We start from the raw sequence: 7,174 nt of genomic DNA, 5'->3' as shown, positions 1-7,174 counted from the left end.
CCTTCACGGATCGCGAAACGTAGACCTTCATCCATCGCGATTGGAGCGATTAGCTCTACAACCATTTGGATGTTGTCACCTGGCATTACCATCTCTACGCCTTCTGGTAGAGAGATATCGCCTGTTACGTCCGTTGTACGGAAGTAGAACTGTGGACGGTAGCCTTTGAAGAACGGAGTATGACGGCCGCCTTCATCTTTAGACAATACGTACACTTCTGACTCGAACTTAGTGTGTGGAGTGATTGAACCTGGTTTCGCTAGTACTTGACCACGTTCTACTTCATCACGCTTAGTACCACGTAGAAGTGCACCAACGTTCTCACCTGCACGACCTTCGTCAAGCAGCTTACGGAACATCTCAACACCTGTACAAGTCGTTGTGATTGTGTCTTTGATACCAATGATCGCAACTTCGTCACCTACACGTAGGATACCGCGCTCGATACGGCCAGTTACTACTGTACCACGACCTTGGATTGAGAATACGTCTTCGATTGGTAGTAGGAATGCTTGGTCTACTGCACGCTCAGGCTCTGGAATGTAAGTGTCTAGCGCTTCAGCAAGTTCAATGATTTTCGCTTCCCACTGCTCTTCGCCGTTTAGTGCGCCTAGTGCAGAACCTTGGATAACTGGTAGGTCATCACCTGGGAAATCGTACTCAGATAGAAGCTCACGAACTTCCATTTCTACTAGCTCTAGAAGCTCTTCATCATCAACCATGTCACATTTGTTCATGAATACGATGATGTAAGGAATACCAACTTGGCGACCAAGTAGGATGTGCTCACGAGTTTGTGGCATTGGGCCATCTGTTGCAGCAACAACTAGGATACCGCCGTCCATTTGCGCAGCACCTGTGATCATGTTTTTAACATAGTCAGCGTGTCCTGGGCAGTCTACGTGTGCGTAGTGGCGTGCTGGTGTATCGTACTCTACGTGAGAAGTATTGATTGTAATACCGCGCTCGCGCTCTTCTGGAGCGTTATCGATAGATGCGAAGTCTTTCGCTTCACCACCGTACACTTTTGCAAGTGTAGTACAGATAGCAGCAGTTAGAGTTGTTTTACCGTGGTCAACGTGGCCGATAGTACCAACGTTTACGTGCGGTTTCGTACGTTCAAATTTTGCTTTAGACATGAGTTGTCCCTCTAGGTACGGATTTAGGTGGCTTTGATGACCACGCAACCAAAATTATTGGTAAGGAGTATATATCAAAAGGAGATAATTGCTTGGAGAGCTGGTGCTGATACCCAGAGTTGAACTGGGGACCTCACCCTTACCAAGGGTGCGCTCTACCGACTGAGCTATATCAGCACTCAAAAATTGGAGCGGGCAGCGGGAATCGAACCCGCATCATCAGCTTGGAAGGCTGAGGTAATAGCCATTATACGATGCCCGCACACGTAACTCTGAGAGCTATTTCCTTAAGAATATGGTGGAGGGGGACGGATTCGAACCATCGAAGGCGGAGCCGGCAGATTTACAGTCTGCTCCCTTTGGCCACTCGGGAACCCCTCCAAATTTTTTCTTCATTCTTTCGAAAAAGAATGGTGCCGACTACCGGAATCGAACTGGTGACCTACTGATTACAAGTCAGTTGCTCTACCTACTGAGCTAAGTCGGCATAAGTGGAGCGCATTCTATTGAATGATGCTCAGCCTTGCAAGCCTAAATATTAAAAAAAAACCAATTTTCCATAAATCTCGCCTGTTCGTTGCTTTTTCAAGCAAAATGCGTTTTCTCACTCAATTCTATCGTTTAAGGCATTTCCATTCTTTTCACCTTAATGTATGTTTCATCCTCTTCTTTTTTCTGTCATTCATCGTTAGGTATTTTATGGGTCCTTATATCTCTTTTGATCGCAATCAATGGGCCGAGCTACGTAACTCTGTCCCAATGACTCTCTCTGAGGCTGACTTAAAAGAGCTACAAGGTATTAATGAAAACCTAACGATGAAAGAAACGGCTGAGATTTATCTGCCTTTGGCTCGCTTACTTAATTTATACGTGGCCGCCAGACAAAGCCGAAATGCGGTTTTGCATCAATTTCTCGGTAATACCGATATATCGCCTCCTTTTATCATTGGCATCGCAGGAAGTGTCGCCGTTGGGAAAAGTACTACGGCGCGTTTGTTAAAAGCGCTTCTTTCACGCTGGGAGAATCATCCCAAAGTTGAACTGATCACGACAGATGGGTTTCTTTTTCCCAACAAAATTCTTAATGAAAGAGGAATTATGGGGAAAAAGGGGTTTCCTGAATCTTATGATATGAAACGTCTGGTACAGTTTGTGTCGGATGTTAAAGCAGGAAAAAGAAATGTAAGCGCGCCGATCTATTCACATCTTACTTACGACATCACCACTGAAGAGAAAGTCGTCGATAGGCCAGATGTGTTGATCATTGAAGGATTGAACGTCTTGCAAAGCGGCATGGATTATCCACACGATCCACATCGAGTGTTTATATCTGATTTCTTAGATTTCTCACTGTATGTCGATGCGGACAGTCAACTTATTGAAAAGTGGTATGTTGAACGCTTTATGAAGTTTCGTCACAGCGCCTTTAAGGAGACGGGATCGTACTTTAGCCACTACACAAAACTGTCTGAGCTAGAGGCGAGAGAAAAAGCTGAGAGCATTTGGCACTCGATCAACGGTAAAAATCTGCAACATAATATTTTACCGACCAAAGAGCGCGCTCAGTTAGTTTTGCGTAAAGGCCTCAATCATACCGTGGAAGAGATACTACTAAGAAAATAGTTTGGTAAAGCGGTTACTCTGCCTTGCGTAACGATATTTCGCCACCAATGTAACTCTCCATTCCATTCTCTGTTTCTAGCAACACTGCTCCATATTCGTTGATTCCGTGCACCACGCCATAGACCTCTTTGGGGCCCATAAGCAGTTTAACTTTTCGACCAATAAAGTTATCGAGTCGATTCCAGCGCGGTATAAAATCCTTCATCCCATAAAGCTCGTAATCACGTAGCGCTTGGTCTAATGATTGAATAAAGACAATAGCGAGCAAGTTCCTGTCTATTTTCAGACCGTCGGCTACCTGCGACAAACTTGCCCATGGCTGGTCAATGGATTGCTCATTTTCGGGCATGAAAATGTTCATTCCCATCCCAATCACTAAATGTGCCGCTGCGCCAGCCTGCCCTGTCATTTCTACTAAAATGCCCGCCAGCTTTCTATCCTGAAAATAGAGATCGTTCGGCCACTTAAGCTTTACACCGTCAAATCCGATGCTTGCTAGCGCTTCCACAATCGCGACCCCGACCACAAGGCTAAGCCCCATTGCGGCCGCCATCCCTGCGTCGAGTCGCCAGTACATGGAAACATAAAGATTGCTGCCAAAAGGCGATATCCACTGACGCCCACGCCGACCCCGTCCATTAGCCTGATACTCTGCTAAGCAAACGCTGCCCGAAGCAAGGTTATCTACACGTTCTAACAGGTATTGGTTGGTTGAATCGATAATGGGGAAAAGCTCGACAGGGTTACGCACGGCATTTTGGATCTGTGTCGCATCAAGTAGATTCAGTGATTGAGCAAGCTGATAGCCTTTGCCTTGGACGCGGAAAATATCAATTCCCCACTCTTGAATCCCTTTAATATGCTTACTGACTGCGGCGCGAGAAATACCAAGTTCTGCTCCTAGCAACTCACCAGAACAAAACTCGCCACTGGCCAGATGACGAAGTAATGATAGTTTGACACTGTGCTCTTTCACTTTAATTCCTTAGCAAGATGCTCAAGGTTCGTTTCACCAATCGCATCTAAAAATCGGACTTCATGCTCTAAAGATATCGAAAATTTATCCTGAACTGCTATGCAAACTTTAATCGCTAGTTGAATAACATCAAAGGCTGTAGCGCTACCTTTATTTACCAACACTAAAGCTTGCTTCGGATGCACTTGAGCATCACCTAAGCTATACCCTTTGAGCCCACACTGATCAATCAACCACCCAGCCGCTACTTTTCTGCCTTCTTCCACGGGGTAAGAAACAAGATCGGGATAACTCTCAAGAAGAGCCTGCCAATGTTCTAAACTAATAATTGGATTTTTAAAAAAGCTTCCTGCATTACCTAGCACCCGCGGATCGGGTAATTTGGCATTGCGAGTAGCGCATACCCGTGTATAAATATCAATAGCTTGGCAGGTGTGACTATCCAGTTCTTGCAAAGGTCCATAATTCAGTACGGGTTGCCATTGCTTCAATAGCTTTAGTCCTACCGCTACAACGATCGCGTTACTGTGCAAAGCGTGCTTAAAAATAGAATCACGATAACCAAATAGACATTGTTTGGCGCTCAGGCGCTTGACGGTTAAGGAGTCTAAACAGAGATAATCAACGTAATCACACACATCTTGAAACTCTACACCATAAGCGCCAATATTTTGGATAGGAGCAGAACCTGCACAACCAGGTATCAAAGCCAAATTTTCAAGACCTGCAATATTTTGCTTCACTGCCCATTCAACAAGTGAAGGCCAATCCTCACCACCAGAAACATGCAAATAATGGTAATTATCATCCTGCGTGTGCTGTAACCCTTTCAGTTGGTTGCTTAAAACCATTCCTTGAAAATCACAAGTAAAAAGGACATTGCTACCTTTTCCTAACATCAACTTAGGCAAAGTCTGCCATTCTGCGCTCTGGTAAATTTCCACCAAATCTTGCACAGAGAAAACTTCAGCTAATAATTGACAAGATTGTTCTAGGCCAAAAGTGTGGTATTTTTTTAAGCTCGCATTGGGATGTAATTGCATGGCATTCTATGGATAAATTAAACTCACGCCATTCTACAACAGATAACTATTCGAAGCAGGAAGAAATGTGGCAACTACAATTTGACATACTCCCCCCGATAAAACTTCCTTTGATCAAGCGAATGTACAAAGAACATTACCCTTCAGCAAAAGCTAGGAAAGATGAATTGTGCGTTATAGGCACGCTCGATGGGCAGATATCTGCTGTTGTCAGATTTAAAAATATTGATGTATATCGATTACTGACTGGCATGCTTGTGCTGCCAGAAAACCAAAAAAAAGGGATTGGGTCGCAGTTGCTCAATTATTGCAGCGAGAATATTCTCAATAATCAGGATTATTGCTTCGCATACGCTCATCTTGAGCCCTTTTATGCTCGTCATGGTTTTCACTCCATAATGACAGAAGAACTACCAATAGCTCTTATGCAACGGTTTGAGCGCTATGTATCCAGTGGTAAAGATCTCATTCCTATGAGATACCTAGGCTAGTATGACGAGAATGCGCGGCTTTTCTAGCAATTGAACCGTTGAATTTGGTAATATCCCCAGTTCGCAATTTTGCAAATAAGTAAGGTAAATCATCCAATATGATTGCTCATAGAAACCCATTCGAGCGATTGCCGACCATCGCACAATCACCGGATCATTTTGAAGTTTTATTTTCGGCAAAAGAATTTAAAAATCATCTGATCCAGTCGATCCGTCAGGCAAGTAAACGAATCTATCTTGTAGCGCTGTATTTAGAAGATGACGAAGCAGGCAGAGAAGTTTTAACGGAGCTATATAATGCCAAGCAAAGAAACCCTGGCTTAGATATTGCGATTTGCGTTGATTGGCATAGAGCGCAACGTGGATTAATTGGTGCGGCCGCTTCGGAAGGCAATGCTTCAATGTATCAAGAGTTCTCTCAGAACCACGAACACGCCATTCCCGTATACGGCATCCCCGTGCGAGGTCGCGAAGTTTTTGGTGTTTTACATCTCAAAGGTTTTATTGTCGACGACCAGGTGATCTATAGCGGAGCAAGCCTTAATAACGTTTATTTGCATCACAAAGAGCGCTATCGATTCGACCGCTATCACACCATCGACAATCAATCTCTTGCCGATAGCATGGTACAATTTATTCAGCAAAAAATGATAAGTCATCCTGCTGTCAATGACTTATCAAACACATCGAAACCAACGACGAAAGATATCAAAACTGACATTCGGCAATTTAGAGCCTCTCTAGCAACAGCAAACTATGAGTTTGAGTCACAGATCCCAACAGCCGATCAAGTTGCTTTGACGCCACTGGTAGGTATTGGAAAGCGTCGAAATAAACTCAACCACAATATTAACCAACTGATCGCTCATGCTAAAGATGAAGTCTTTATCTGCACTCCGTATTTCAATTTCCCAAAAAGTGTCGCTAAAGAAGTTAAGAAAGCATTGAAACGGGGTGTGAAAGTTCACATTGTCGTTGGCGATAAAACGGCAAACGACTTCTATATTTCCCCAGAGCAGACCTTCAAAACAATCGGCGGCTTACCTTATTTATATGAGCTTAATCTACGCCGTTTTGCCAAAGTAAATGAAGCCCATATTGCCAGTCGAAATCTTTCTATCCATCTCTGGAAACATGAAGAGAATAGCTTCCATCTAAAAGGCGTATGGGTGGATAAGCGCTACATGTTGATCACTGGTAATAACTTAAATCCAAGAGCATGGAAGCTCGATCTCGAGAATGCCATTCTGATCCAAGATCACTATCACCACTTAACACCTAAGTTTGAGCAAGAGATCGACAACATCCTTCGACATACTCAACTTGTTTGTACCTACAAACAACTAGAGAAGATAGAAAACTACCCTGATGCGGTACAAAAACTACTACGCAAAGTAACGCGAGTTAAGGCCGATAGAGTACTCAAACAGATTCTGTAAAGCACAACACTAGACGATTAGCCGACACAACGTGTCGGCTTTTTTATATGCCTACACGTTGTTTTCATATGTCTATTGATTGAGATAGTAGCGCCTTTCATGCAGCTACTCTGTTCGATGAACATAAGCCAAAAGAAGTTCAGCGCTCAAGAGGACATCAAGGAATAAGCACAGGGAATCTAGTTGCAATAGAGATAGCTTAAAACGACTTAAGCAGCTCATTGAAACTCAAACGAAAAAAGCCCTGCTATTACTAGCAGGGCTTCTTAATAAGTGGCGGAGCGGACGGGACTCGAACCCGCGACCCCCGGCGTGACAGGCCGGTATTCTAACCAACTGAACTACCGCTCCGCAGCGTGTCTGGTTAGACAATATTCAAAGCCTGGCGATGTCCTACTCTCACATGGGGAGACCCCACACTACCATCGGCGCTGTTGTGTTTCACTTCTGAGTTCGGCATGGA

General features: G+C 44.1%; 6 protein-coding genes, 5 tRNA genes and 1 rRNA gene. 3 read left to right on the top strand and 9 right to left on the bottom strand.

Annotated elements, in window-relative coordinates; translation table 11 throughout:
- The 5 genes from tuf to AACQ21_RS03085 all read right to left on the bottom strand — a co-directional run.
- On the bottom strand, positions 1–1,139 hold a 1,139-nt coding region (gene tuf, locus AACQ21_RS03105), incomplete at its 3' end, for an elongation factor Tu (RefSeq protein ID WP_094124959.1).
- 101 nt (positions 1,140–1,240) lie between these two features.
- Positions 1,241–1,316 (bottom strand) — tRNA-Thr (locus AACQ21_RS03100).
- Positions 1,317–1,326: 10 nt separating this feature from the next.
- Positions 1,327–1,401, bottom strand: a tRNA-Gly gene (locus AACQ21_RS03095).
- Positions 1,402–1,435: 34 nt separating this feature from the next.
- Positions 1,436–1,520 (bottom strand) — tRNA-Tyr (locus AACQ21_RS03090).
- Between the two features lie 30 nt (positions 1,521–1,550).
- A tRNA-Thr gene (locus AACQ21_RS03085) sits at positions 1,551–1,626 on the bottom strand.
- Positions 1,627–1,838: 212 nt separating this feature from the next.
- Here AACQ21_RS03085 and coaA point away from each other — a divergent pair.
- Positions 1,839–2,762 carry a type I pantothenate kinase gene (coaA, locus tag AACQ21_RS03080; protein WP_010318972.1) on the top strand — a complete coding sequence of 308 codons (924 nt, stop codon included), beginning with the start codon at positions 1,839–1,841 and terminating at the stop codon, positions 2,760–2,762.
- 13 nt (positions 2,763–2,775) lie between these two features.
- Here the strand turns inward: coaA and birA are convergent, their stop codons facing one another.
- Entirely contained in the window at positions 2,776–3,738 is a 963-nt protein-coding gene (gene birA / locus AACQ21_RS03075) for a bifunctional biotin--[acetyl-CoA-carboxylase] ligase/biotin operon repressor BirA (protein ID WP_094149379.1), read from the bottom strand.
- Positions 3,735–4,781: a UDP-N-acetylmuramate dehydrogenase gene (gene murB / locus AACQ21_RS03070; RefSeq protein ID WP_105977035.1), complete on the bottom strand. Its 1,047-nt coding sequence runs from the start codon at positions 4,779–4,781 to the stop codon at positions 3,735–3,737. Before murB ends, birA begins: the two co-directional genes overlap by 4 nt.
- A gap of 8 nt (positions 4,782–4,789) precedes the next feature.
- On the opposite strand from murB, the gene AACQ21_RS03065 reads away from it, so the two are divergent.
- Both AACQ21_RS03065 and pssA read left to right on the top strand, forming a co-directional pair.
- Complete coding sequence (locus AACQ21_RS03065; protein WP_013857960.1) at positions 4,790–5,272, top strand: GNAT family N-acetyltransferase; 483 nt, start codon at positions 4,790–4,792, stop codon at positions 5,270–5,272.
- A 98-nt stretch (positions 5,273–5,370) separates the two neighbouring features.
- Positions 5,371–6,711 (top strand): CDP-diacylglycerol--serine O-phosphatidyltransferase, encoded by a 1,341-nt coding sequence (pssA, locus tag AACQ21_RS03060; RefSeq protein WP_013857962.1) that lies wholly within the window; start codon positions 5,371–5,373, stop codon positions 6,709–6,711.
- A 274-nt stretch (positions 6,712–6,985) separates the two neighbouring features.
- Here the strand turns inward: pssA and AACQ21_RS03055 are convergent.
- Together AACQ21_RS03055 and rrf are read right to left on the bottom strand one after the other, a co-directional pair.
- Positions 6,986–7,062: transfer RNA gene (locus AACQ21_RS03055), tRNA-Asp, on the bottom strand.
- A 29-nt stretch (positions 7,063–7,091) separates the two neighbouring features.
- A 5S ribosomal RNA gene (gene rrf, locus AACQ21_RS17385) occupies positions 7,092–7,174 on the bottom strand; the annotation flags it as partial.

This window comes from Vibrio sp. V01_P9A10T6, assembly GCF_963877065.1.
GTDB lineage: Bacteria > Pseudomonadota > Gammaproteobacteria > Enterobacterales > Vibrionaceae > Vibrio > Vibrio anguillarum.
This window is presented reverse-complemented; position numbering and strand designations above follow the sequence as displayed.

Excerpts from the sequence above, each read along its gene's own strand:
- coaA (WP_010318972.1), top strand. The coding sequence starts at position 1,839 with ATGGGTCCTTATATCTCTTTTGATCGCAATCAATGGGCCGAGCTACGT.
- murB (WP_105977035.1), bottom strand. The coding sequence starts at position 4,781 with ATGCAATTACATCCCAATGCGAGCTTAAAAAAATACCACACTTTTGGC.
- AACQ21_RS03065 (WP_013857960.1), top strand. The coding sequence starts at position 4,790 with ATGGATAAATTAAACTCACGCCATTCTACAACAGATAACTATTCGAAG.
- pssA (WP_013857962.1), top strand. The coding sequence starts at position 5,371 with ATGATTGCTCATAGAAACCCATTCGAGCGATTGCCGACCATCGCACAA.